19 protein-coding genes are annotated in these 23,740 nt (G+C 73.9%); 12 read left to right on the top strand and 7 right to left on the bottom strand.

The features are described from left to right. Positions 1 to 979 (bottom strand): NlpC/P60 family protein (locus tag ABTY15_RS11530; RefSeq protein WP_502893478.1); only part of this gene is annotated, 979 nt, incomplete at its 3' end. A 325-nt stretch (positions 980 to 1,304) separates the two neighbouring features. Beyond that, complete coding sequence (locus tag ABTY15_RS11525; protein WP_350580202.1) at positions 1,305 to 1,754, bottom strand: VOC family protein; 450 nt, start codon at positions 1,752 to 1,754, stop codon at positions 1,305 to 1,307. 128 nt (positions 1,755 to 1,882) lie between these two features. On the opposite strand from ABTY15_RS11525, the gene ABTY15_RS11520 reads away from it, so the two are divergent. Further along, positions 1,883 to 2,806: a DUF4231 domain-containing protein gene (locus ABTY15_RS11520; RefSeq protein ID WP_350580199.1), complete on the top strand. Its 924-nt coding sequence runs from the start codon at positions 1,883 to 1,885 to the stop codon at positions 2,804 to 2,806. Between the two features lie 184 nt (positions 2,807 to 2,990). After that, on the top strand, positions 2,991 to 4,703 hold the full coding sequence (locus ABTY15_RS11515; RefSeq protein ID WP_350580195.1) for an enoyl-CoA hydratase-related protein: 1,713 nt from the start codon (positions 2,991 to 2,993) through the stop codon (positions 4,701 to 4,703). 79 nt (positions 4,704 to 4,782) lie between these two features. Here the strand turns inward: ABTY15_RS11515 and ABTY15_RS11510 are convergent, their stop codons facing one another. Together ABTY15_RS11510 and ABTY15_RS11505 are read right to left on the bottom strand one after the other, a co-directional pair. After that, positions 4,783 to 5,580, bottom strand: a complete 798-nt coding sequence (locus tag ABTY15_RS11510) for an MHYT domain-containing protein (protein WP_350580191.1) — start codon at positions 5,578 to 5,580, stop codon at positions 4,783 to 4,785. Positions 5,581 to 5,885: 305 nt separating this feature from the next. Beyond that, entirely contained in the window at positions 5,886 to 6,281 is a 396-nt protein-coding gene (locus ABTY15_RS11505) for a VOC family protein (protein ID WP_350580189.1), read from the bottom strand. 152 nt (positions 6,282 to 6,433) lie between these two features. Here ABTY15_RS11505 and ABTY15_RS11500 point away from each other — a divergent pair, with 152 nt between their 5' ends. Together ABTY15_RS11500 and ABTY15_RS11495 are read left to right on the top strand one after the other, a co-directional pair. Continuing rightward, positions 6,434 to 6,868: a MarR family winged helix-turn-helix transcriptional regulator gene (locus ABTY15_RS11500; RefSeq protein WP_350580187.1), complete on the top strand. Its 435-nt coding sequence runs from the start codon at positions 6,434 to 6,436 to the stop codon at positions 6,866 to 6,868. Between the two features lie 89 nt (positions 6,869 to 6,957). Beyond that, positions 6,958 to 8,514, top strand: a complete 1,557-nt coding sequence (locus ABTY15_RS11495; RefSeq protein WP_502893477.1) for an MFS transporter — start codon at positions 6,958 to 6,960, stop codon at positions 8,512 to 8,514. A gap of 64 nt (positions 8,515 to 8,578) precedes the next feature. Here the strand turns inward: ABTY15_RS11495 and ABTY15_RS11490 are convergent, their stop codons facing one another. Then, the gene (locus tag ABTY15_RS11490) at positions 8,579 to 9,097 is read right to left on the bottom strand and encodes a GNAT family N-acetyltransferase (RefSeq protein WP_350580184.1); all 519 of its coding nucleotides are present in this window, start codon (positions 9,095 to 9,097) and stop codon (positions 8,579 to 8,581) included. 46 nt (positions 9,098 to 9,143) lie between these two features. On the opposite strand from ABTY15_RS11490, the gene thpR reads away from it, so the two are divergent. Then, positions 9,144 to 9,731: an RNA 2',3'-cyclic phosphodiesterase gene (gene thpR / locus ABTY15_RS11485; RefSeq protein ID WP_350580180.1), complete on the top strand. Its 588-nt coding sequence runs from the start codon at positions 9,144 to 9,146 to the stop codon at positions 9,729 to 9,731. 233 nt (positions 9,732 to 9,964) lie between these two features. Here thpR and serC read toward each other — a convergent pair whose 3' ends face one another. Both serC and ABTY15_RS11475 read right to left on the bottom strand, forming a co-directional pair. Then, positions 9,965 to 11,083 carry a phosphoserine transaminase gene (serC, locus tag ABTY15_RS11480; RefSeq protein ID WP_350580177.1) on the bottom strand — a complete coding sequence of 373 codons (1,119 nt, stop codon included), beginning with the start codon at positions 11,081 to 11,083 and terminating at the stop codon, positions 9,965 to 9,967. Positions 11,084 to 11,257: 174 nt separating this feature from the next. Then, positions 11,258 to 12,358 (bottom strand): citrate synthase 2, encoded by a 1,101-nt coding sequence (locus tag ABTY15_RS11475; RefSeq protein WP_350580174.1) that lies wholly within the window; start codon positions 12,356 to 12,358, stop codon positions 11,258 to 11,260. A gap of 417 nt (positions 12,359 to 12,775) precedes the next feature. Between ABTY15_RS11475 and pdxH the strand changes: the two genes are divergently transcribed. The 7 genes from pdxH to ABTY15_RS11440 all read left to right on the top strand — a co-directional run bounded on the left by pdxH (position 12,776) and on the right by ABTY15_RS11440 (position 23,647). Then, entirely contained in the window at positions 12,776 to 13,408 is a 633-nt protein-coding gene (gene pdxH, locus ABTY15_RS11470; RefSeq protein WP_350580545.1) for a pyridoxamine 5'-phosphate oxidase, read from the top strand. A 439-nt stretch (positions 13,409 to 13,847) separates the two neighbouring features. After that, the gene (locus ABTY15_RS11465; protein WP_350580171.1) at positions 13,848 to 15,161 is read left to right on the top strand and encodes a TIR-like protein FxsC; all 1,314 of its coding nucleotides are present in this window, start codon (positions 13,848 to 13,850) and stop codon (positions 15,159 to 15,161) included. Further along, the gene (gene fxsT, locus ABTY15_RS11460) at positions 15,158 to 19,192 is read left to right on the top strand and encodes an FxSxx-COOH system tetratricopeptide repeat protein (protein WP_350580168.1); all 4,035 of its coding nucleotides are present in this window, start codon (positions 15,158 to 15,160) and stop codon (positions 19,190 to 19,192) included. Before ABTY15_RS11465 ends, fxsT begins: the two co-directional genes overlap by 4 nt. Before the next feature lie 226 nt (positions 19,193 to 19,418). Further along, positions 19,419 to 19,601 carry an FxSxx-COOH cyclophane-containing RiPP peptide gene (gene fxsA, locus ABTY15_RS11455; RefSeq protein WP_350580165.1) on the top strand — a complete coding sequence of 61 codons (183 nt, stop codon included), beginning with the start codon at positions 19,419 to 19,421 and terminating at the stop codon, positions 19,599 to 19,601. A 42-nt stretch (positions 19,602 to 19,643) separates the two neighbouring features. Next, positions 19,644 to 22,079 carry an FxsB family cyclophane-forming radical SAM/SPASM peptide maturase gene (locus tag ABTY15_RS11450; RefSeq protein ID WP_350580163.1) on the top strand — a complete coding sequence of 812 codons (2,436 nt, stop codon included), beginning with the start codon at positions 19,644 to 19,646 and terminating at the stop codon, positions 22,077 to 22,079. A 109-nt stretch (positions 22,080 to 22,188) separates the two neighbouring features. Further along, positions 22,189 to 22,962, top strand: a complete 774-nt coding sequence (locus ABTY15_RS11445) for an AAC(3) family N-acetyltransferase (RefSeq protein ID WP_350580159.1) — start codon at positions 22,189 to 22,191, stop codon at positions 22,960 to 22,962. Positions 22,963 to 23,080: 118 nt separating this feature from the next. Further along, entirely contained in the window at positions 23,081 to 23,647 is a 567-nt protein-coding gene (locus ABTY15_RS11440) for a GumC domain-containing protein (RefSeq protein ID WP_350580157.1), read from the top strand. The last annotated feature ends 93 nt before the right edge of the window (positions 23,648 to 23,740 follow it).

The following is a 23,740-nucleotide window of genomic DNA, read 5'->3' as shown; positions in this document are numbered from 1 at the left end:
ACTCGCCGGTGGAGGGGCGGAAGATGCCGACGTTGCCGGGGGCGCCGCCGTCCCAGTTGCCGGCGAGGGGGAGGTCGCCGTTCTGGCCCCAGGCGATTTTGGTGAGGGAGCCGTCGTCCATGCGGAGGTGGAACTCGCCGGTGGAGGGGCGCCAGATGCCGATGTTGTCGGGGCCCTGGCCGTCCCAGTTGGCGGAGACGGGGAGGTCGCCGGCCTGACCCCACCCGATCTTGGTGAGGGAGCCGTCGTCCATGCGGAGGTGGAACTCGCCGGTGGAGGGGCGGAAGACGCCGACGTTGCCGGCCGGACCGCCGTCCCAGTTCCCCGCCACCGGGACGTCACCGCCGCTGGAGATCGCGTCGTCGACGATGCTGTTGTTGCGGGCCGGCTTGAAGGTGCCGTAGCCCGCGAAGTACGGGTACGGGATGGTCCGGTGGTGCACGCCGCTGCCGGTGAACTCGTAGGCGTCGTACGAGCTGTGCGAGGAGTCCGTCCAGCCCGCGAAGAGCGCGATGTGGCCGGAGGCGCCTGCGGCGTCGTTGAGCAGGGCGTCACCGGGCTTCAGCTCGTCCTTGCTGATCCAGCGGGCGACGCCGCTCGGGACGAAGCTGGTGGTGTCCAGGCCCGGCGTGCCGAGGTGCCAGGCCATCGAGGCGTAGCCGGAGCAGTCGGTGCGGTAGCCCTGGTAGGTGTTGTTCCAGCTGTACTTGAGGCCGAGGCCGACCCACGAGTCGGCGCGGCTGATCACCTCGCTGCGGGTGATCGAGGTGGAGGCTGCGGCCAGCTGCGCGGGGGCGACGGACTGGCCCTGGCCGGCGCCGCCCTTGTCCTTGGCGGCGATCTCGGCGGCCGACGACGGTGCGGACGCAGGGGCGGAGGGGTCGGCGGCGAAGGCCGGGGTGGCGGTGAGGATGCCGGCGACGAGGCCCGCGGCGGCCGCGACGGCCATGATGCGGGGCAGGGCGTGCGAGGTCGACATGAAAGGTTCTCCCCCTGGACGACGGATGTGTGAGAGCGCGGGACCCGCTCGCTCGGCGGCCCGCTGGTGACCCACGTCCGGCGGTGCTGGTGGTTTCCCCGGGCCGGATGTGACGGCTGGTCACGGATGGGAATGATTCACACGGGGGTCAGGGGGAGTCAACATTTAATGAAAATGATCAGGTTGGCGCGTGGCTTGATCTGTACAGGTCGGCATGACGGATTGTGCGCATTTTTCAGGGCATAGCAAAGAGAGCCGCAGCTGACCGGACGGTCGGCTGCGGCTCCCTTCTGGCTGAAATTTTCAGTCTGTAGATACTTCGCTGCTAGTGCACGCAGAACTCGTTGCCCTCCGGGTCCTGCATGACGGTGAACTCGCCGCCGGGTTCGCGGACCTGGCGCAGGACGGTGGCGCCGAGGGCTTCGAGGCGGGTGACGGTGGGTTCGCGCTCGCCGGGGCCGGGGTGCAGGTCGAGGTGGAGGCGGTTCTTGCCCTGCTTGGGCTCGGGGACGGCCTGGAAGAGCAGCCGGCGGCCGAGGCCGGTGTCGGTGGCCGGGTCGAACGGCTCCTCGGGGTGCCGGACGGCGGCCAGGGTGCGGAAGGCCGGGTGGCCGTCGACCTCGGTGACGGCCTGCGCGGGCAGCGCACCGTCGTCCAGGAGGCGGGTGACCAGGGGGCCGTGGTTCTCGACGGTGTAGTCGAGGGCGGCGGCCCAGAAGGCGGCCTGGCGGTGCGGTTCGGCGCAGTCGATGACGAGCTTCCAGTGCAACGGCATGTAACCGTTTATACCGGTGTCCACAGGAGGCGGCAATCACCGGCCGCCAGGGGTGGTCAAAAAGGTGTTCGTGTAGGGCAGTTGGCGGCGGGAATACTGCCTGGACGGAGACGGAGGGGGCTCGACCGATGGTGCAAGAGGATCCGCCCGGGGGCGTCGAGGCGCAGCTGCTGCCGGAGCTGTTCTGGACGGCGGACAAGGCCTCGCTGGACGGCCAGCGCGAGACGCTGCGCTGGTACCGCGGACTGATCGGGATGCTGGTGATCGCCGCCGTGATCGGGTCGCTGCCCGGCCCGGACCACAAGGGCGACAGCGACGTCGTACCGCTGTTCTCGGTCGCCGCCTTCCTGGTCGCCGGCTACTTCTGGTCCCGGCTGCGCCGGAGCAACCCGCAGGGCCGCTGGTACGAGGCCCGGGCCGCGGCCGAGTCGGTCAAGACGCTGGCCTGGAAGTACACCGTCCGGGCCCGGCCCTTCGACGGCGAGGCGGACGCCCCCGACGTGGACCGCGGCTACCTGCTCCAGGTGGAGGACGTGCTGCGGGCCTTCGAGGACCCGGAGATCGTGCCGCCCGGCACCGTCCCCGAGATCACCGAGGAGATGCGGCGGCAGCGGGCCGGCAGCCTGACCGCCCGCCGGACGCTCTACCTGCGCACCCGGGTCGAGAGCCAGCGCACCTGGTACCGCTCGCGGGCCGAGGCCTGCGAGACGCAGGCGGTCTCCTGGGGGCTCGGCATAGCCGCGCTGATCATCATCGGTGCGGCGGCGGCCATCGCCCAGGCCACCGGTGCCCTCCAGGTGCACGTCTTCGGCGCCAGCTCGGCCGCGGCCGCCGCCGTGATCGCCTGGACCCAGCTCAAGCAGCTCCGACCGCTCGCCGCCGCGTACCAACTGGCCGCGCGGGAGCTGGAGAACGTCGGCAACCAGCTGTCGGACCTGGACCTCAGGGCGCCGGACGCCGAGGCGCGCTGGGCCCGGCTGGCCGCCGAGGCCGAGGACGCGGTGTCCCGCGAGCACACCACCTGGCGGGCCCGCCGGGCCTTCCCCCGGTAGCCGGATCCGGGGCTTCGGGCGGCGGGGGACTGGGGAGATCCGGCGAAGCGCACACCATGCCGGGCGCACAGCTGTGCGGGGTGCGTGAGGGTCGGGCGGGGAAGCGCCGACCGTAATCATTACGTGTCCATGCCGTGGTTGCATCACCTCCGCGCACGACCCCAGTCCCTGCCCGGAGGCCCCCTTGCGCGTACTCCTGATCGCCAGCGCGTTCAACAGCCTGACCCAGCGCGTCCACGTCGAACTGCGTGCGCGCGGCCACCAGGTCGCCGTCCAACTCGCCCTCGGCGACGAACAGCTGAGGGCGGCGGTGCGGCGCACCGACCCCGAGCTGATCATCTGCCCGATGCTGACCAGGGCCGTCCCGGAGGACATCTGGTCCACCCGGACCGTCCTGATCGTGCACCCCGGTCCGAAGGGTGACCGCGGCCCCTCCTCGCTCGACTGGGCGATCACCGAGGGCGCCGAACGCTGGGGCGTCACCGTCCTGCAAGCCGTCGAGGAGATGGACGCCGGGGACATCTGGGCCTCCGTCGACTTCCCCGTCCCGGACTGCGGCAAGAGCGAGCTGTACCGGGGCGAGGTCGCCGACGCCGCCGTCGAGGCCGTCCTGCTGGCCGTCCAGCGGTTCGAGGGCGGGCTGTTCACCCCCGAACCGCTGGACTACCAGCGCCCGGACGTCCGGGGCCGGCTGCGGCCGCTGCTGCGGCAGGAGACCCGCCGGATCGACTGGGCCGCCGACGACACCGCGACCGTGCTGCGCAAGCTGCGCGCCGCCGACTCCCAGCCCGGCGTGCTCGACGAACTGGACGGACGGGAGTACTTCCTGCACGGCGGCCACCCCGAGGACGTGCTGCGCGGCCCGGTGCCCGGCGCCGTGCTCGCCACCCGCGACGGCGCGATCTGCCGGGCCACCGTGGACGGCGCGGTGTGGATCCCGCAGCTGCGCCCGCGCCGCACCCCGGGCGGGCCCGCCACCTACAAGCTGCCGGCCGCGACCGTGCTCGCCGACCGGCCGCACCGGGTGCCCGAGGTGCCGGTGAGCCCGGCCGCGGCGGCCCGCCGCACCACCTGGTCGGAGCTGCGCTACCACGAGGACGGCGAGGTCGGCTTCCTCGAATTCGCCTACCCCGGCGGGGCGATGAGCACCGCGCAGTGCCGCCGGCTGCTCGCCGCCTACCGCGAGGCCGCCGACCGGCCCACCTCGGTGCTGGTGCTCGGTGCGCCCCGGGACTTCTACTCCAACGGCATCCACCTGAACGTCATCGAGGGCTCGTCCTTCCCGGCGCTGGAGTCCTGGGAGAACATCAACGCGATGGACGACCTGGTGGAGGCCGTCCTCACCACCACCGACAAGCTGACGGTGGCGGCGCTGGCCGGGAACGCGGCGGCCGGCGGGCTGATGCTGGCGCTCGCCGCCGACGAGGTGTGGTGCCGGGAGTCCGCGGTGCTCAACCCGCACTACCGGCTGATGGGCCTGTACGGCTCCGAGTACTGGACGTACACCCTGCCGCGCCGGGTCGGCGCCGAGCAGGCCGAGCGGCTGACCACCGGGGCGCTGCCGGTCGGGGCGGAGCACGCGCGCGAGATCGGCCTGGTGGACCGGACCTGCGGCGGGGACGCGACCGCGTTCCGCCGCTGGGTGGCCCGGGAGGCGGCCCTGCTCGGCTCCTCGCCCGAACTCACCGGCCGGCTGGTGGAGAAGAAGCGCAACCGGGCCGCCGACGAGGAGGTCAAGCCGCTGGCCGCGTACCGGGCGGAGGAACTGCGCCGGATGCACGCCAACTTCTACCGCGAGGGCGAGCGGTACCACGCGTTGCGGCGGGACTTCGTGCACAAGGTCTGCCCGGTGGCCACGCCGGAGCACCTGACCGGGCTGCTCGGCCGGCCCGAGTAGGGCCGTCGGAAGACGTCCGGCCGGGCCCCGTTGATGGGGGGGCCCGGCCGGACGTCCGTGGGGGTCTGGAGGACGGGCCTCAGTGCCGGGCGTTCACCGGACGGCGCTGGCGCGGGACCAGCGGCGCTGCCGGGCCGACCAGGACGGGCTGCGCGGCGGTGCGGCTCGGCGAGACGGCGAAGGCCAGCGAGCCGAAGAAGACGTAGCAGCCGAGCCCGACCCCGAGCGGGAACAGGAACTGGAGGGCCATCAGGCCGCCTTCGGTGCCGCGCGAGAAGTCCAGCCGGACGGAGAGCGCGGCCATCCCGGTGTAGTGCATCGCGCAGACCGCCACGCCCATCACCGGCGCCGCCGCCAGGACGGCGAGGGTGCCCCGGATGTTCAGCGCGGCCCAGAGCGCGGCCGTCGCCGCGAACACGGCGATGCCGATGGAGAGCGCCACGGTGGCGTCGTCGTAGCCGAGGTGGCCGGGCAGGACCATGGCGGCCATGCCGAGGTAGTGCATCGCGGCGACCCCGAGACCGGTGGTCAGCCCGCCGGCCAGCAGCGACAGGACCGGCCGGCGGCTGTACCCGACGGTGAACAGGCCGAGGCCGACGACGGCGATCGCGACCAGCAGACTGAGCACGGTCAGCCCGAGTTGGTACGTGATCGCGACGCCGCTGACGGAGAAGCCGAGCATCGCGATGAAGTGCATGGACCAGATTCCGGCGCCGAGCGAGGTCGAGGCGAACAGCAGCCACACGGCCTTGGTGCGGCCCCGTGAGACGAGGGCCCAACGGGCGCTGCGCAGTGCGACGAAGGCGCCGAGGCAGGCGACGAAGTACGAGGCCGCCGGTGTCACCCAGCCGTGGTCGGCATGGTGGATCTCACCCAAGAGAGCTCCCTGGACTGATGGGGGGATGAAGGTGCCAGGGCTCGGACGGGCCTGCGGCCGGAGAGGGAGGTGCCGGGTCGGGGTGCGCGCGGAGTGGGGCGCGGGGGGCCCGCCGGAGGGAGACCCTGGCGTGTGGTGCCCCTGACAACCGGGACAGTAGTCACTGCCCGGCGGTCGCACAATCTTCGGTCGTTTCGTGAACTCCCAGGTCAGCGTGGGTCTTTACGCGGCCTGCAAGATCCCGGCACCAATTCCTGACACCGCCTGCGCAGGGTCCCCAGGCTTGCCCTGGTGCGTCTTGTGCGTTAGTCCAAGGGGGCTAGCCCGAACGGGTGGCCGGCCGGGTCGATCAGCACCCTGAGGGTCCGTCCGTGCTGGTACGTCGGCTCGGTGGCGCCGAGCGCGAGCGCCCTGGCGGTGGTCTCCTCCAGGTCGTCCACGTAGAAGTCCAGGTGGAAGTGCTTGCTGCCGTCCGGCTCGTTCCACGGCTCCGGCCGGTAGTCCGTGACGCGGCCGAAGCCCAGCGGGCTGCCGCCCTCCGGGTTGTCCAGGATCGCGAAGTGCTCGTCCGCGTGCCGGGTTTCCCACCCCAGCAGCTCGCCGTAGAAGGCGGCCAGCGCGACCGGGTCGGCGCAGTCGATGGTGACCATGGCGAGGCGGGCGAAGCCGGTGTCGTTCTGTTCGGCGGCGAGGTCGGACATGTCTGGTCGGCCCTTCTGGGAGGTCGGCCCTTCTGGGGGAGGGGCGCCCGAGGCGTTTCGGATCAAGACCTACGACCAGCATCGCACCGGGGCGTCCGCTCGGCGCGGGAACCAATTTTCCTTAGCGAGGGTAATGACGTAGGCTAAAGACCATGCCCGAGATGTCCGAGCAGGACCTCGCAGCGATCAGTCAGCTGCGGTCGTCCACGATGCGCCTAGCCCGCCGACTGCGCCACCAGCGCATCGAGGAGTCGCTGAGCCCCACCGAGATGGGGGTGCTCGGCACCCTCGCCCGGTGCGGAAAGGCGACGCCGGGTGAGCTCGCCCGGAAGGAGCACGTGCAGCCTCCTTCGATGACCAGGATCGTCGCGATGCTGGAGGAGAAGGGGCTGGTGCGGCGCGAGCCGCACCCCGAGGACCGTCGCCAGGTGGTCGTCAGCAGCACCGAGCAGGCCGAGGCGATCCTCGCGGAGAGTCGCCGACGCCGGAACGTCTGGCTCGCCGAGCTCGCCGAAGGGCTCGACGAGGAGGAGTGGGCCGTCCTCCGGGAGGCCGCGCCCGTGCTCTACAAGCTCGCACACCTCTAGGCACACCCACCTCGGCAAGCCGCCGGGAGAAGAAGGAGCACCGCATCACCGCAGGACCGACCACCGACACCAGGAGCGCGACGGCCGCCATGCGGACCGTCGCGCCGCGAGGGGAGAGCACCGTGACACCGCCGGCCGCAGCCAGCGCCGCCGCCCACCGTACCGACGAGCCGACCACCGACCCCGCCGCGGCGAACGCCGCGGCCGCCGACGCCCAGGCACCCGCCCCCACGGGGCTGCCCGGCAGCGGCGACGACGACCCCGACGAACGCACCGCGGCGGACGACCCCGCCGCTCCCGGCCACCACCACGTGGCCACGTCTCCCACAGGTGCCCGGTTCACGAGGCCCGGGGGGATGTTCTCCTCCCTGCGCGTTCGCAACTACCGCTACTACTTCGCCGGCCAGGTGGTGTCCAACACCGGCACCTGGATGCAGCGGATCGCCCAGGACTGGCTGGTGCTCAGCCTCACCGGCAGCCCGCTCGCCGTCGGCATCACCACCGCCATGCAGTTCCTGCCGATGCTGCTGCTCGGCCTGTTCGGCGGCGTGCTCGCCGACCGGATGCCCAAGCGCCGGCTGCTGATCTACACCCAGGGCGCGATGGGCCTGCTCGCCGCCGGCCTGGCGGTGCTGACCGTCGGCGGCCTGGTGACGCCGTACTACGTGTACGCCTTCGCGCTGCTGCTCGGCCTGGTCACCGTGGTGGACAACCCGACCCGGCAGGCCTTCGTGGCCGAGATGGTCGGGCCGAAGGACCTCGCCAACGCGGTCAGCCTGAACGCCGCCAACTTCCAGACCGCCCGGCTGGTCGGCCCCGCCGTCGCGGGCCTGCTGATCGCCGCGGTCGGCAGCGGCTGGGCGTTCGCCGTCAACGCGCTCTCCTTCGCCGCCGTGATCGGCGGGCTGCTCGCCATGCGGGAGGGCGAACTGCGCCCGACCGAGCCGATCGCCCGCGAGAAGGGGCAGTTGAGGGAAGGGCTGCGGTACGTGAAGGAGCGGCCCGAGCTGCTCTGGCCGATGGTGCTGGCCGGCTTCATCGGCACCTTCGGCTTCAACTTCCCGACGCTGCTGGCGGGTTTCGCCCATGACACCTTCAAGGTCGGCGCCGGGCAGTACGGCCTGCTGAACACCGCGATGGCGGTCGGCTCGCTGGCCGGCGCGCTGCTCGCGGCCCGCCGCGGCGCGCCCCGGCTGCGCCGGCTGGTGTTGGCGGCGCTGGCCTTCGGCACTCTGGAGGTGGTGGCGGCGTTCGCGCCCGGCTACTGGACCTTCGCGGTGCTGCTGACCCTGATCGGGGTGTTCGGGCTGAGCTTCAACACCGCCGTCAACTCCTCGCTGCAACTCGCCACCGACCCCGAGATGCGGGGCCGGGTGATGGGCCTGCTGGTGCTGGTCTTCACCGGCGGCACGCCGATCGGCGCGCCGCTGGTCGGCTGGGTGACCGCCTCGTACGGGCCGCGGCTCGGCCTGCTGGCCTGCGGGCTGGTGTCCGCGCTGGCGGCCGGGGTGGTCGGCCTGGTGCTGGCCCGCAGCGCGGACCTGAGGGTGCGGGTCGACCTGCACCCGGGCCGCGGTGGCCGGGTGGTGGCCGTGGTGCCGCGCACCGTGGCGACCACCAAGTCCGCGCTGGCGGCCGCCTGCTGACGAGGTGCCGGCCCCGGGGTGCGTGCGACGCGCCCCGGGGCCTTTTCGTCAGGTGGTCACGCGGTCAGAGCCGGATCTCCAGGACCTGACCGACCCAGACGCCGCTCGGCTGCTCGGCCTCGAAGGTCACGGTCTCGGTGAAACCGAGCGCCTTGTACTGGCCGACCAGCTTGCGGTCGGCGCCGCCCCAGCAGTCCACCCGCACCAGGCCGATGCCCCGGCGGCGGGCCTCCTCGATCGCGTCGGCGATCAGCGCGGCGCCGATGCCCGAGCCCTTGCGGGTCCGGTCGGTGACCAGGTTGCGGATGTACAGCTCGCGCTCGTCCACCTTCGGCGGGTACGGGCCGCAGTCCTCGTTCATCACGCAGGAGCCGACGGTACGGCCCTCGTCGTCCACCGCGAGGCGGATCAGGAACGGCTCGGCGCCGTACGTGGTGATCTGGTCGACCCTGGCCGGGATGCTGCTGAAGGACTGGTCGCCCCACTGGCCGGTGCGGCCCTGTTCGGTCAGCCAGGCCACGGCGCGGTCGAGCAGGGCGATGATGTCGGGAATGTCCTCGGGACCCCCGTTACGGATCTTCATGGCATTCCGTTCTAGCCCAAAGCGCCGCGCGGGGGAAGATGGGCCCATGAGGCTCTTTGTCGCGGTCCTCCCGCCGGTCGAGGTGTTGCAGGGGCTTTCCGACGCGGTGGCGCCGGTGCGCGGGCTGCCCGGGGCGGACCGGCTGCGCTGGACCACCGTCGAGGGGTGGCACCTGACGCTGGCCTTCCTCGGCGAGGTCCAGGCCGAACGGCTGCCGGAACTGGAGACGGCCCTGGCCGGCGTCGCCGAGGTCCACTCGGCGCACCGGCTGCGGCTGGCCGGGGCCGGCCGGTTCGGCGACCGGGTGCTCTGGGTCGGGGTGGAGGGGCAGACCTGGGCGCTGCGCCGGCTCGCCGACGCGGTCAACGAGGCCACTGCGGAGGTGACCGGCGAGGTGGACACCTACGCCTTCCACCCGCACCTGACCCTGGCCCGGGCCGGCTCCCACCGGGGCCACCGTCGGGCCGTCCAGCGGGTCGCGGCGGCCGAGCTGGACGGGCTGGCGCTGGCGCTGGCCGACTACCGGGGGCCGGAGTGGGAGGCCGCCGAACTGCACCTGATGAAGAGCGACCTCGACGGCGGTGTCACCCACTACGAGTCGCTGCACGCCTGGCCGCTCGCCGACTGGAGCTGACCGCCGCCGGCGCAGCGGCCGGGCCTCGGCGTCCGGCCCCGGGTGAGCCGGAGGTACGCTCGTTGACCGTGGATCCCAAGACTCGCATGCGCATCGTGACCGGCACCCTGCTGCTGCTGCTGGTCGTCGTCCTGATCAGCTCGCTCGTCAACCGGTAGCGGCCGGCAACCGGCGGCGGAAAGCAGCAGGGCCACCGCCCGGAGGCGGTGGCCCTCACCCGTTTCCGGGATCGCTCAGAGCTGCTCGACCACGTAGTCGATGCACTGGGTGAGCGCCTCGACGTCGGCCGGGTCGATGGCCGGGAACATCGCGACGCGCAGCTGGTTGCGGCCCAGCTTGCGGTACGGCTCGGTGTCGACGATGCCGTTGGCACGCAGTGCCTTGGCGACCGCGGCGGCGTCCACCGACTCGTCGAAGTCGATGGTGCCGACCACCTGGGAGCGCTCGGCCGGGTTCGCCACGAAGGGGCTGGCGAAGGAGGACTTCTCGGCCCAGGCGTACAGCCGGGACGAGGAGTCGGCGGTCCGGGCGACGGCCCAGTCGAGCCCGCCGTTGCCGTTCAGCCACTCCAGCTGGTCGGCCAGCAGGAACAGGGTGCTGATCGCCGGGGTGTTGTACGTCTGGTCCTTCGACGAGTTGTCGATGGCCGTCGGCAGGTCGAAGAACGGCGGGATGTAGCGGCCGGAGCCGGCGATCTCGGCGGCGCGCTCCAGGGCGGCCGGGGAGAACGAGGCCAGCCAGAGGCCGCCCTCGGAGGCGAAGGACTTCTGCGGGGCGAAGTAGTAGACGTCGGTCTCGGTGATGTCCACCGGCAGGCCGCCGGCGCCCGAGGTGGCGTCCACCAGGACCAGCGAGCCCTCGTCGGCGCCCACCGGACGCTTGATCGGCATCGCGACGCCGGTCGAGGTCTCGTTGTGGGTGAGCCCGTAGACGTCCACGCCGGCCTCGGCGACCGGCAGCGGGTGGGTGCCCGGGGCGGTCTTGATCACGCTCGGCTCGGCGAGCCACGGCGCGGCCTTGACCGAGGAGGCGAACTTGGAGGAGAACTCGCCGAAGTCGAGGTGCTGGGACTTCTCGCGCACCAGCCCGAAGGCGGCGATGTCCCAGAACGCGGTGGAGCCGCCGTTGCCGAGGACGACCTGGTAGCCGTCGGGCAGCGAGAAGAGGCTGCTCACGCCCTCGCGTACGCGCTTGACCAGGTTCTTGACCGGGGCCTGGCGGTGCGAGGTGCCGAGCAGGGAGGTCTGGGTGGCGGCGAGGGCACTGAGTGCCTCGGGGCGCACCTTGGACGGTCCGCAGCCGAAACGGCCGTCTGCGGGCTTGATGTCAGCGGGGATCTGGATCTGAGCCACGCGCGCAGCCTACCGGCCGGTCGCTTGTCGCGGGTACGGTCGTCCGCCCGCTGAGACTGTGATCTTGGTAGCTTCCCGGGGCCTCGCGGGCGGGCCGTCCGGCCGCCGCGAACCGGCCCTGAACTGCGCGAACAGCGGGCCCGGCCGGTGCCGGACCCGCTGTTCGGGAGGGGGTCAGTGGGCGATCGCGTCCCAGCCCTCGATCTCCTCGGGGCGGCGCGGGCCGGGGCCGATGTAGCGCGCGGCGGGGCGCACGAGCCGGCCCGTGCGCTTCTGCTCCAGGATGTGCGCCGACCAGCCGGCGGTGCGCGCGCAGGTGAACATCGAGGTGAACATGTGCGCCGGGACCTCGGCGAAGTCCAGCATGATGGCGGCCCAGAACTCGACGTTGGTGGCCAGCACGCGGTCGGGGCGGCGGTTGTGCAGCTCCTCCAGCGCGGCCTTCTCCAGCGCCTCGGCGACCTCGAAGCGCGGCGCGCCGAGCTCCTTGGCGGTGCGACGCAGCACGCGGGCGCGCGGGTCCTCGGCGCGGTAGACGCGGTGGCCGAAGCCCATCAGGCGCTCGCCGCGGTCCAGCGCGTTCTTGACCCAGGTGGTCGCGTCGCCGGTGCGCTCGATCTCCTCGATCATGCCGAGCACGCGGGAGGGCGCGCCGCCGTGCAGCGGGCCGGACATCGCGCCGACCGCGCCGGAGAGGGCGGCCGCCACGTCGGCGCCGGTGGAGGCGATGACGCGGGCGGTGAAGGTGGAGGCGTTCATGCCGTGCTCGGCGGCGGAGGTCCAGTAGGCGTCGATGGCCTTGACGTGCTTCGGGTCCGGCTCGCCGCGCCAGCGGATCATGAACCGCTCGACGACCGTCTCGGCCTTGTCGATCTCGCTCTGCGGGACCATCGGCAGGCCCTGGCCGCGGGCCGACTGGGCGACGTAGGAGAGTGCCATCACGGCGGCGCGGGCCAGGTCGTCGCGGGCCTGCTCGGCGGAGATGTCCAGCAGCGGCTTGAGGCCCCAGACCGGGGCGAGCATGGCGAGCGCGGACTGCACGTCGACCCGGATGTCGCCGGAGTGCACCGGGATCGGGAACGGTTCGGCGGCGGGCAGACCGGGGTTGAACTTGCCGTCCACCAGCAGGCCCCAGACGTGACCGAAGGAGACGTGGCCGACCAGGTCGTCGATGTCGACACCGCGGTACCGCAGGGCGCCGCCTTCACGGTCGGGTTCGGCGATCTCGCTCTCGAACGCGACGACTCCCTCAAGCCCGGGTACGAAGTCGGACATGCGACGGCTCCTTCAGTTCTGCGATCGGCGCTCCGCCGTGGTGGGGCGGGCACGCCTGTGACCGATGGTGGTTGGCACTCCGTGCCAGAGTGGCAGGCACGGGGTGCATTGCGCCATACACCACCGTGGTGATGTTTCCCGTAGGTCCGCTTGACTTTTCCGCCGAGGGTCGGTCGTGCCCGGGAAATCTCCGGAACCAAACACCCGGTTCCGGACAATTCACCGTACGACGGGCGGCCAAGCGGTGGCGAGTCACCTTATCTCCCACCGGGGTTTGTCCGGAGGTAGCGGTGCCGGTTGCTTGTCGTACGGGATGATGTTGACGTGCAGACCCCGGAACGCGCCCAGTCGACGCCCCTGAGCCCCGCCACCCGGATCCTGGCCGACGAGGCCCGGCCCGGCCCGGACCTCACCGTGATGCGCAAGCACTACACGCACGAGGGCCTGGTCGAGGGGCAGCTCGCGCCCGACCCGATCGGCCAGTTCACCCGCTGGTTCCACGAGGCGGACGACGCCGGGCTGGTCGAGCCCAACGCGATGGTGCTCTCCACCGCCGACGCCGAGGGGCGGCCCAGCTCGCGCACCGTCCTGCTCAAGGGCTACGACGCGCGCGGCTTCGTGTTCTTCACCAACTACGGCTCCCGCAAGGGCTCCGAGCTCGCCGTCAACCCGCACGCCGCGCTGCTGTTCCCGTGGATCGCGCTGGCCCGCCAGGTGATCGTGCAGGGCCGGGTGGAGAAGGTCGGCCGGGACGAGACCGCCGCCTACTTCCGCACCCGCCCGCACGGCTCCCAGCTCGGCGCCTGGGCGAGCGAGCAGTCCAGCCCGGTCGGCGGCCGTGAGGTGCTGGAGCAGCGGTACGCGGAGCTCGAACGCCGGTACCCCGAGGGCGAGGGCGTGCCCGTCCCGCCGTTCTGGGGCGGCTACCGGGTGGTCCCGGAGAGCGTGGAGTTCTGGCAGGGGCGGGAGAACCGGCTGCACGACCGGCTCCGCTACCTCGCCGACCCCGCCCTCCCCACGGGCTGGCGGGTGGAGCGGCTCTGTCCGTGAAACGGCTGAGTCCGTGAACAGGTGAGCGAGGGATTCCACACATCGGGCGACGCCGGTCGTACTTTGCAGCCGCGGCCGTGCCGCCCCGTTACCCTGTGGCCAATTCCCCCCACTTCCCATGGGGGTTGGCACTCCTGACGTGTGAGGCGCCCGATGCCTGAAACCACTGTCGCCGTCGAACTCCTGGCAGCCGAGCCGGACTGCGCCCGCTCGGGACCGTCCCTCAGTGAGCTCCTGGCCGCCTGTTCGCCCGAGACCGTCTGTCGGCTGGTGTGCCGGGTTGGCCTCGACAGGAGGGGGTTCTCCGTGCCGGTGGCCGCCTTCCAGTCCTCCATCTGACCGTCGCCCGCCGGCCGTTCGGGCCGGGATGTTCCGCATCCCGGCTCGACATTCGCCAACTCGCTAGTACGGTAGGCGCAGTTGGCGGACGGGGGGTGCCGTGGGGCCGTACTTCTTCTTCAGTTACGCACGGCGGGACCACCTGGCCGGCGGCGCCTTCGTCGACCAGTTCTTCGCCGATCTGAAGGACGAACTCGCCCGGATCGAGCCGACGGCCGGCCCCGCCGAACTCGGCTACCGCGACACCGAACGACTGCGGGTCGGCGACGACTGGGAGCAGCAGCTCTCCGGGATGGTCGCCTCCTGCCGCAGCATGGTCGCCCTGTACTCCCCGGCCTACTTCGCCAGCCTCTACTGCGGCAAGGAGTGGACCGCCTTCCATGAACGAGTGCGTCGGCACCGGGAGTTGACCGGGGAGGCGGTGCCCGCGCTGATCCCGGTGCTCTGGGAGCCCCCGCCGGGCCGACTGCCCGCCGAGGTGTCGCGGATCCAGTACGTCCAGCACGGCATGGGCGAGGCGTACGCCACCGGCGGGCTGCGCGGACTGCTGCGCGCGGCCCCGCACGGGCCCGACTACCAGCGGGTGGTCAGGGTCATCGCGGAACGCGTCCGGGACGCCGCCCGGCGGCCGGTCCAGCCGCTGCCCGCGCTGGACCTGGGCGCGGTGGAGGGCTGCTTCCCGCTGCCCGCCGCCGAGCCGCCGCCCACCCGGACCGGGCTGGTCCGGCTGTTCGTGGCGGCCGGTACGACGGCCGGGGCCGGCGCGGCGGGGGTGCCCGTGCCGGACGGGCCGTACCGGGGTGGCTGGTACGGGGCCGAGCCGTGGGACTGGGCGCCCTACCACCCGCCCACCCTGCCCTCGCTGGTGGCGCGCGCCCAGCAGGTGATCACCCGGGCCGGGCACACCACCACCCTGGCGGAGGTCGGTCCGGGCCTGGCCGCCGACCTCGACCGGGCCCGGGAGCACAACCAGGTCAGCGTGGTGCTGGTGGACCCGTGGGCGGCCGATGCGGAGCCGTACCGGCAGGCGCTGCGCGAGTTCGACGACCAGAACCACCCGGTCACCGGCGTCCTGGTGCCGGCCGGCACCGACGACCCGCCGGAGGGGCCGGCCCGCGCGCGGCTCTGGGGAGGGGTGCGCGCGGTGTTCCCGCGTAACTGGTTGCACCGCTCCGGGCCGGAACCACTCTTTCGGGTCCGCGTGCCGCGTGAACAGTTTGAATGCGAACTGATCCAGACTGTCACGGTGGCCCAGAACCGCCTCCTCGACGAGGAGGACGGGACCGATCCGGCCGCCGCCCGGGCCTCGTTCGGCCTGGGCCCGGGGGCCGTCGCCATACCTGGGCTGACCATTCCGTCCTGGCCGTCGGCCGCTTCCGGCTCGCACTTCGATGAAGGAGACCCGGAGCGATGACCGCCGACCAGGCCGTACTGGCCGACGCCGAAGCCGCCGCCCCGACGGCGACCGGCTCGGTCGTCACGTTCTACTCCTACAAGGGCGGCACCGGCCGGACCATGGCCCTGGCCAACCTCGGCTGGATCCTCGCCAGCCAGGGCCTGCGCGTCCTGGTGGTCGACTGGGACCTCGAAGCCCCCGGCCTGCACCGCTATTTCCACCCCTTGCTGGTCGACCCCGAACTGCGCGACTCCGACGGGCTGATCGACCTGCTGCGGGCCTACGTGGACCAGGCGCTGCCCACCGCCGGCGCCCCGCCCGCGGCCGGCCCCCGGGCCTGGCTCACCGCGCCCGGCCGGCTCGACCGCTACCTGTGCGGCCTCGCCCTCGACCTGCCGGCCGGCGGCCGGCTCGACCTGATGCCCGCCGGGCGGCAGAACGACGCCTACTCCGCGGCCGTCACCAGCTTCAACTGGCGCAGCTTCTACACCCGGGCCGACGTCCGCGGCGCCGAGTTCCTGGCCGTCCTGCGCGAGCGGTGGACCGCCTCGTACGACTACGTGCTGATCGACAGCCGGACCGGGGTCAGCGACACCTCGGGTATCTGCACCGTCCTGATGCCCGACACCGTCGTCGACTGCTTCACGCTCGGCGCGCAGAGCATCCGCGGCGGCGTCGACGCGGCCCGCGCCATCGCCCGCGCCGACGAACGGGACATCCGGGTGCTCCCGGTGCCGATGCGGGTCGAGGAGACCGAGCGCGCCGGGCTCGCGGCCGGCCGCGAGCTCGCCCACGAAGCCTTCGCCCCCTACCTCGACCGCTGGCTGGGCGCCGAACGCCGGGACGCCTACTGGCGGGACGTCGAGGTGCCCTACAAGCCCTTCTACGCCTACGAGGAGGTGCCCGCGACCGTCGTCGACCGGCCCCGGCAGCAGCGCAGCCTGCTCGGCGCCTTCGAACGGCTCGCGGACTGGCTCACCGAGGGCCGGGTGCGCGAGCTGCACCCCGTCCCGGACCGGGCCCGCCGCCGGCTCTACGCGGCCTACCTGCGCCCCGGCCGGACCAGGTCCCGCCAGGTGCGGGTGAGCTACGCCCCCGGGGACCGGATGTGGGCGGAGTGGGCCGCCGCCACGCTGACCGGCTTCGGCTACCTGGCCGCCCTGCACGGCGCGGCCGTCCGCCTCGACGAGGGCGGCGAACTGCCGGAGGCGGCCGGGCCGTTGGAGGGCGAGGGCCGGGTGCTGGCGCTGCTGTCGCCGGAGTACCTGGCGCTGCCCCGGGCCCGTGCCCTGTGGCGGCGGCTGGGCGGCGCGGACGGCGCGCTGCTCGCGGTGGCGCCGCAGTCCCTGCCGGGCCCGCTGCCCGAGCCCTTCGACGGCCACCCGGTGCTCGACCTGGCCGGGGCCGACGCCGAGCAGGCGCAGGCCCGGCTGTTCGAGCTGCTCGGCCCGCCGCCCGGGGCCGGCCGCTGGGTCGGGGCGGAGGAGGAACCGCCGCCCCCGCCCGCCCGGTTCCCCACCGAGCGGCCCGCCGTGCACGCCCTGCCACCGCGCGAACCCGCGTTCACCGGACGCGGCCCGCTGCTCGACCGGCTGCGGGACGGCTTCACCCTCGGGCCGCCCGCCGGCTCGCCCGCGGGCGCCTCCGCCCGGTCCCGCCAAGTGCTGTACGGCATGGGCGGGGTCGGCAAGTCGCAGACCGCCGCCGAGTACGCCCACCGCAGCGCGCCCGGCTACGACCTGGTCTGGTGGATCCGGGCCGAGCAGCCCGCCGACGTCCCGCAGCAGCTCGCCGACCTCGCCGCCGCGCTCGGCCTGCCCGCCGAGGAGGACGTCCAGCGGGCCGCCCGCGACCTGCTCCACCGGCTCGACCGCGGTGAGCCGTACCGGCGTTGGCTGCTCGTCTACGACAACGCCGAGGACCCGGCCGGCCTGGAGCCCTGGCTGCCCACCGGGACGGCCGACGGGCACGTGCTGGTGACCTCCCGGGACCGCCGCTGGGCCCGGCACCCCGGGTGCGTCGAGGTCGAGGTGTTCGACCGGGCCGAGAGCGTCCGGCTGATCCGGCGGTTCAACACCGCCCTGCCGGACGCCGAGGCCGGCCGGATCGCCGAACTGCTCGGCGACCTGCCGCTCGCGCTCGGCCAGGCCGCGCGCTGGCTCCAGGAGACGCCGATGCCCGCCGCCACCTACCTGCACCTGCTCGGCGACGCCCTCGCCGAGGTGCTGGACCGCTCCGTCCCCGGCGACGCCGAGTACTCCGGCGCCGCGGCCGCCACCGCCCGGATCGCCGGCGCGGACCTGCGCCGGATCAACGCCCCCGCGATGCGGCTGCTGGAGCTCTGCGGCTTCCTCGGCCCGGACGCCATCCCGATCGAACTCTTCTACGGCGAGCCCGCGCTGCGGGCGCTGGGGCTGACCGGGCGCCCGGGGGAGAACCGGATCGCCGTCGGCGAGATCCTGCGCACCGTCAACCAGTACGGCCTCGCCCGCTACGACGCCGAGGGCGGCGGCACCCTCGGCGTGCACCGGATCGTCCAGGCGCTGCTGCGCGAGCAGGTCGCCCCGGCCGAGCGGCCCGGTGTGCTGGCCGCCGTGCACGGCGCGCTCGCCCTGGCCGGGGCGGGCGACCCGGACCGACGGGCCGACTGGCCCCGGTTCGCCGCGCTGCTGCCGCACCTGGGGCCGTCCGGGGCGGTGGCCAGCCACGACCCGGCCGTCCGCCGCTGGATCACCGCATCGGTCCGCTACCTGCGCCAGCGCGGCCTGTCCGACGCCGCCCGCGACCTCGCCGAGCGCGCCCTCGTCCAGTGGTGCGGCAACGGCGACAGCGCCGACCCGGAGGACGAACTGCCCACCCTGCTGCTACGGATCGAGTACGGCAACGTGCTGCGCCAGCAGGGCGCCGCCCAGGAGGCGTACCGGACCGACCGGGAGGTGTGGGAGCGGCTGACCACCGTGCTCGGCCCGGACCACCTGCACACCGTCACCGCGGCCGGCGGCCTCGGCGGCGACCTGCGCCAACTCGGCCGCTACACCGAGGCGCAGAACCTGGACCGGCAGACCCTGGCGCACGCCGAGCAGGCCCTCGGGCCCGACCACCCGCGCACCACGATGCTGGTCAACAACCTGGCCGTCTCCGAGCTCCTGGCCGGGGACCTCGACCGCGCGACCGCCCTCCACCGGGAGGCGCTGGCCCGCCAACGGGCCCTGCTCGGCGACGACAGCCTGTACACCCTCTCCACCGTGGTCAACCTCGCCCGCGACCTGCGCGAGGCCGGCCGGGTGGCGCAGGCGTACGCCCACCTGGCGGAGGCGGTCGGGCAGTACCGCGAGCTGTTCGGCGCGGACCACGACGGCACCCTCAGGGCGCTCCGGGACCTCGGCGCGACCCTGCTGCGGCTCGGCCGCCCCGAGGAGGCCCGGGCCGCCGACGAGGAGGCGCACCGGCGGCTGCTGGCCCGGTACGGCGCCGACCACCCGCACACCGCGGCCGCCGCCGGGAACCTCGCCGCCGACCTCGTCGCGCTCGGCGAGCCCGGTCCGGCCGTCGAGCCGGCCCGCGGCGTGTTCGAGTACCACCGCGCCCACCTCGGCGAGGAGTACCCCACCACGCTGCTCGCCGCCGGGAACCTCGCGGTGGCGCTGCGGGCGGCCGGGCGGACGGCGGAGGCCGCCGAGCTGTCCGGGCGGGCGCTGGACGGTCTGCGGGCGCGGCTCGGCGAGCGGCACCGGTACGTCGGGGCGGCGCTGCTGAACCACGCCAACTCCCTTGCCGCGGCCGGGGACGCGGCCGGGGCGCGGGCCCTGGACGAGCAGGCCGCGGCGGTGCTGGCGCGGGCGCTCGGCGCGGACCACCCGGACGCCCTCGCGGCGGAGGCCAACCTGGCGCTGAGCCGGGCGGCCGCCGGGGAGCCCGCCGGGGAGCCCGCCGCGGCCGCCGAACTGCTGCGCCGGGCCGGCCAGGCGCTGGGGGAGGGCCATCCGGTGCCGGCGGCGATCCGGGCGGCGCGGCGGCTGGACGTCACGGTGGAGGCGCCACCGGTCTGAGCCGGACACCGCCCTGGTCGCGGCACGTGCGCCGGTCAGGTGCCGCCGCGCGACCGCCGAGTGGGTGAACTTTTGGCGAGACTTCACTGCCTGAAGGGGGTAGGGGGCAGGAAGGAGCACACAAGAGCACGCCAAGGCCCACAGGCTGGCAGTACCCTGTCGACTAAGCCGAGGTATATACCCGGCCCTGCTTCTCTCTAACCCCCATCGTGGAAGAGAATCGAACATGACACCCGCACTGGACACCATGCCCACCTCGGAACTGATGGAGCCTCAGGAAGTGGACCGGCTCTCACTGGCCGATCTCGCCCTGCTCGGCGCCGAGGAGCTCTCGGCCCGGCTCCGACGAGCCCTGCCCGGCACCGAGGCGGGTGCGGTGCCGGTCGCGGCGTTCAACTCCTCCATCTGATCGGCCGACCGACCGTCGGCTCCGGCTGAATCCGGATCGACCATGACGCCAACTCCACTGCCGTTCACGCAGTTCGTTGTGAAGGTCCACAGCCGGTGCGATCTCGCCTGTGACCACTGCTACGTCTACGAGCACGCCGACACCAGCTGGCGGCGGCGCCCCAAGGCGATCGACGCCGAGGTCCTGGACAAGATCGCCGAACGGATCGGCGCACACGCGGCCACCCACCGGCTGCCGGCCGTCCGGGTCGTCCTGCACGGGGGAGAACCCCTGCTCGCCGGCCCGGACCGGCTGCGCCACGCGGCCGAGGCGCTCCGGGCGGCCCTGCCGCCCGGCTGCGCACTCGACCTGCGGATCCACACCAACGGCGTGCGCCTGGACGACGCCTTCTGCACCCTCTTCGCCGAACTCGACATCAAGGTCGGCATCTCCCTCGACGGCGACCGGGCCGCCAACGACCGGCACCGCCGCTTCGCCGACGGCCGCACCAGCCACCCGCTCGTCCTGCGCGCCGTCGAACGGCTGCGCCGGCCCGCGTACCGGCACCTGTTCGCCGGGCTGCTGTGCACCGTCGACATCGAGAACGACCCGGTCGCGGTCTACCGCGCACTGGCCGACCTGCGCCCCCCCGCCGTCGACTTCCTGCTGCCGCACGCCACCTGGGAGCAGCCGCCGAAACCCTCCGCCGACGGGCGCCCGACCCCGTACGCAGACTGGCTGCTGACGGCGCACGAGCAGTGGGAGCGGGACGGCCGGCCGTTCGCCGTCCGGACCTTCGAATCCGTGCACCGGACGCTGCGCGGCCTGCCCAGCCTCACCGAGTCGCTGGGCCTGGAACCCACCGACCTGGTCGTCCTGGAGACCGACGGGAGCTTCGAGCAGGCCGACAGCCTGAAGACCGCCTACGACGGTGCCCCCGACACCGGCCTGGACGTCTTCTCGCACAGCCTCGACCAGGTCGCCCTGCACCCCGGCGTGACGGCCCGCCAGCTCGGACTCGACGGCCTCAGCGCGCAGTGCCGCGCCTGCCCGGTCGTCCGCAGCTGCGGCGGCGGCCTGTACGCCCACCGCTACCGTGCCGAGACCGGCTTCGACAATCCCTCCGTCTATTGCGGTGACCTCATGACGCTGATCAACAACCTCGCCGGGGACGGGCAGCCCGCGCCCCGTCCCGCCCAGCCCGTGGCGGCCGCTCAGCCCGCTCAGCCGGTGGCGGCCCGGCACCTTCCCGCGCAGCCGGGTGAGCCGGTGCTGCCGGCCGCCCTGAGCGAGCAGCAGATCGACGAACTCGCCCACGGCTACGGCGGCGCGGACACCGTGCGCGCCCTCGCCCGGGCCCAACTCGCCCTCACCCGGGCCATGCTGGCCGCCGCCTGGGACGCCTCCGGGCAGCGCGAATCGCCCGCCTGGTCGCTGCTCTCCGAACTGGACTCGGCCGCCCCGGCCGCCGTCGACGCCGTCCTCGCCCACCCCTACGCCCGGGCCTGGGCCGCCCGGCGGCTCGCCGGCAACCTCACCGTCGGGCTCGACCCGCTCGCCGCGCTCGCGGCCGCCGCCGCCGTCCGGGCCGGGCGGGGCGACACGGTGGCGGTGCCGGTCCGCGACGGCCGGCTCCACCTGCCCACCCTCGGGCGGACCACCCTCCCGGACGGCGCGGCCGTCGTCACCGGCCGCGCCGGCGGCCTCACCATCCGGGCCGCCGACGGCACCGTGCGCAAGGAGCTGGACGAGCCGCTGCGGCGGATCCGGCTGGCCGGCGGCTGGACCGTCGCCCTGGAGGACCTCGACCCGCTGCGCGACAGCCACGACCACGCCGTCGCCGACCGGCTCACCGAGCCCGAACTCCTCGACTGGACCGGGGCCCTGCGGGAGGCCTGGGAGCTCCTCGGCCGCGACCTGGCCCGGTATGCCGACGGCATCCGGACCGGCCTCGGCACCATCACCCCGCTCCGCCCCGGGCCCGCCGGCCGGGACGTCAGCTCGGCCGCGCGGCAGGCCTTCGGCGCCGTCGGCATCGCCCGGCCCGGCACCGCGCCGACCCTCGCCCTGCTGCTCGCGCACGAGTTCCAGCACGTCAAACTCGGCGCGGTGCTCGACCTGTTGGACCTGTACGACCCCGCCGACGACCGGGAGTACCTCGCCCCCTGGCGGCCCGACCCGCGGCCGCTCGAAGGCCTGCTCCAGGGCACCTACGCGCACCTCGCCGTCACCGAGTACTGGGGCACCCGGGTGCAGGCCTACGACGGGCTGGCCGGCCCGGCCGCGGAACGGGCGCGCACCGAGTTCGCGCTCTGGCGCCGCTACACCGCGGAGGCGGTCGAGCGGCTGGCCGAATCCGGCTCGCTCACCAAGCTCGGCCTGCGCTTCACCGACGGGCTGCGGGACAGCGTCGCCCCGTGGCTCGCCGTACCGGTGCCCGCGGCCGCCGAACAGGCCGCCGACCGGGCCCGCCGGGAGCGCGCCGCCGTCGGCGGCTGACCGGCCACCGAGCGTCCTGCCCCGCTCGCTCGCCTGCCCCGCCCCCGCGGGGCAGGCCCGATCCGGAGGAACAGCCATCCTCTCCGCCCCCGCCCCCGCCCCGGTCCGCGTGCTCGCCGCCGGGGAGCTCGCCGCCGGGTTCGCCCGGCTCGGCGTCCGGCCCGGTACCGTGCTGCACGTCCAGGCCTCGCTGCGCTCCCTCGGCCCGGTGGCCGGAGGAGCCGACACCGTGGTCGCCGCGCTGCTCGACGCCCTCGGCCCCGCCGGGACGCTGGTCGCCTACACCGCCACCCCCGAGAACTCGGCCACCTCGCGCATCCACAAGCAGGCCACCGCCGGCCTCACCCCGGAGGAGGTCGAGGCGTACCTCTCCCGGATGCCCGGCTACGACCCGGCCACCACCCCGTGCTCGCCGACCATGGGGGCGCTCTCCGAAGCCGTCCGCACCCTCCCCGGGGCGCTCCGCAGCGCGCACCCGCAGACCTCCTGGACCGCCGTCGGACCGCTGGCCCGCACCATCACCCGGCATCACCCGCTCACCTCGCACCTCGGCCCGGACTCCCCGCTCGGGCGGCTCTACGAGCTCGACGCCCGGGTGCTGACGATCGGCGTCCCGATGGCCCACTTCACCGCCTTCCACCTCGCCGACCTGCGGATGGCCGACGTGCCGCTGCGCGAGTACCGCTGCCGCGACGCCGAGGGCTGGCTCACCTTCAAGGCGCCGGACCTGGACGACCTCCACTTCGCCGACCTCGGCACCCACGTCCTCGCCCGGGCCACCGGAGTCACCACCGCCCGCATCGGCAGCGCGGACTGCCGCCTCATCCCCGTCCGCGAAGCCGTCGACCTCGCCGAGCAGCATCTCCGCCGCACCCGCGCCTGAGGCCGCTGCGCAGGAAGTCGGCCCGGCTGACTTCCTGCGCGGCAGGGTCGGTTGATGACGAACGGATCCCCGGCGTGCCTGCGCGCGGGCCGGGCCGCGCTTTGGCAGGGTCTGCGCCATGACGTCGCCCCAAGGGCCCGCTGGGCCGGGCTGGTCGTCCGGACCGCGGCCCCCGTCCCGGCCGCACCGGGTGCAGTGGTCCGCCGGCGTGCTGGCCCTGATCACCGCGCTGGTGGGCGGTCTGGTCGCTGCGCTGATCGCCGTGTTCGGGTCCATCGGAGGGCCGTTCGCGGGTGGGGAGGAGCCGCAGCCCACGGCAACGGAGCAGGAAACCTACGGGGGAGGGATTTCCCCGGGCCCCACCCACACCGCCTCGCCGACCGGGGAAGCGTCGCCGCCCCGGGCGACGCCCTCGCCGCAGGCGCCCACTCCCCAGCCGACCACGGCCGCGAGCATCCCGCTGGCGGTGGCCGGCGGGCCGCCGGTCACGATCGTGGTCTCGCTCGCCCAGCCCGCAGCCGGGAAGTCGGACAAGACCGCTGCCACTTCGTGGGTGTCGGCCTTCGGCGTGGCCGTGACCCCGATCATCGTGGCGGGCGTGACGTTCGCGCTGGGCCGCCGCGCCGGCCGGTCGTCGAGCGAGAGCCCACCCCCGGAACCCGAACCCGCCGAGCCCCGCCGGTAGCGCAGGAAGTCGGCCCGGCCGACTTCCTGTCGCGCGCCGTTGCGTGACTCGGTGGTGTGTGGATGTGCACCGACGGGTCTTCCGCAATCCTGC

Origin of the sequence: Kitasatospora sp. NPDC097643, from assembly GCF_040302625.1 — a bacterium.
Taxonomy (GTDB): Bacteria; Actinomycetota; Actinomycetes; order Streptomycetales; family Streptomycetaceae; genus Kitasatospora.
The sequence above is the reverse complement of the archived record's forward strand: the minus strand, read 5'-3'. Positions and strand labels throughout refer to the sequence as shown.

Excerpts from the sequence above, each read along its gene's own strand:
- ABTY15_RS11525 (WP_350580202.1), bottom strand. The coding sequence starts at position 1,754 with ATGCCGTTGCACTGGAAGCTCGTCATCGACTGCGCCGAACCGCACCGC.
- ABTY15_RS11490 (WP_350580184.1), bottom strand. The coding sequence starts at position 9,097 with ATGAAGATCCGTAACGGGGGTCCCGAGGACATTCCCGACATCATCGCC.
- fxsA (WP_350580165.1), top strand. The coding sequence starts at position 19,419 with ATGACACCCGCACTGGACACCATGCCCACCTCGGAACTGATGGAGCCT.
- fxsT (WP_350580168.1), top strand. The coding sequence starts at position 15,158 with ATGACCGCCGACCAGGCCGTACTGGCCGACGCCGAAGCCGCCGCCCCG.
- ABTY15_RS11475 (WP_350580174.1), bottom strand. The coding sequence starts at position 12,358 with ATGTCCGACTTCGTACCCGGGCTTGAGGGAGTCGTCGCGTTCGAGAGC.
- ABTY15_RS11520 (WP_350580199.1), top strand. The coding sequence starts at position 1,883 with ATGGTGCAAGAGGATCCGCCCGGGGGCGTCGAGGCGCAGCTGCTGCCG.
- ABTY15_RS11440 (WP_350580157.1), top strand. The coding sequence starts at position 23,081 with ATGACGTCGCCCCAAGGGCCCGCTGGGCCGGGCTGGTCGTCCGGACCG.
- ABTY15_RS11505 (WP_350580189.1), bottom strand. The coding sequence starts at position 6,281 with ATGTCCGACCTCGCCGCCGAACAGAACGACACCGGCTTCGCCCGCCTC.
- ABTY15_RS11500 (WP_350580187.1), top strand. The coding sequence starts at position 6,434 with ATGCCCGAGATGTCCGAGCAGGACCTCGCAGCGATCAGTCAGCTGCGG.
- ABTY15_RS11495 (WP_502893477.1), top strand. The coding sequence starts at position 6,958 with ATGCGGACCGTCGCGCCGCGAGGGGAGAGCACCGTGACACCGCCGGCC.
- ABTY15_RS11450 (WP_350580163.1), top strand. The coding sequence starts at position 19,644 with ATGACGCCAACTCCACTGCCGTTCACGCAGTTCGTTGTGAAGGTCCAC.
- thpR (WP_350580180.1), top strand. The coding sequence starts at position 9,144 with ATGAGGCTCTTTGTCGCGGTCCTCCCGCCGGTCGAGGTGTTGCAGGGG.
- pdxH (WP_350580545.1), top strand. The coding sequence starts at position 12,776 with ATGCGCAAGCACTACACGCACGAGGGCCTGGTCGAGGGGCAGCTCGCG.